Annotated in this window: 1 protein-coding gene; it reads left to right on the top strand. The window is 42.9% G+C overall.

Annotation, left to right across the window (positions count from 1 at the left end):
• The coding region (locus ACFIKI_RS08670) for a tyrosine-type recombinase/integrase (RefSeq protein WP_375666817.1) at window positions 1-444 on the top strand (444 nt) is incomplete at its 5' end.
• Window positions 445-522 lie beyond the last annotated feature (78 nt).

The following is a 522-nucleotide window of genomic DNA, read 5'->3' as shown; positions in this document are numbered from 1 at the left end:
ACCAATCCTTTGTGTCATATTCATAAAGATCAAGTTGATGGAGATATCTGGACTATCCCTGCTGAAAATATGAAAGGTTTGCGTGATGCTACAACAGAATTTCGTGTGCCCTTATCATCAGAGGCATTAGAAATCTTAAAACAAGCGCGCTTGTTCTCTCGCAATGATTTCTTTTTTTCTGCTACCGGTCGCGGTCCCCTTGCTGATAGTTGTATGGCAAAGTATATGAGAGAGAATAAGATTGATGCCTGCCCCCATGGTTTTCGCTCTAGTTTACGCAATTGGCTCGCTGAGACAACCGATGCCCCCTATGAGGTCGCTGAAACCATTCTAAGTCATACAGTAGGAGGTAAAGTAGAGCGTGCCTATCGTCGGACTGATTATCTAGAACAGCGCCGTGTTTATATGGATAAATGGGCGGCTTATGTCACTGGTCAATCTTAATATATGGGGTGCATAACCCCATGATCTGTGGATAACTTTCTCTCTCTTCTCTCTCATTCTTTCTCAATAAGAGTCATA

Source organism: Bartonella sp. TT121SHDZB (assembly GCF_042193415.1).
In the GTDB taxonomy this organism is placed as follows: domain Bacteria; phylum Pseudomonadota; class Alphaproteobacteria; order Rhizobiales; family Rhizobiaceae; genus Bartonella.
The sequence above is the reverse complement of the archived record's forward strand: the minus strand, read 5'-3'. Positions and strand labels throughout refer to the sequence as shown.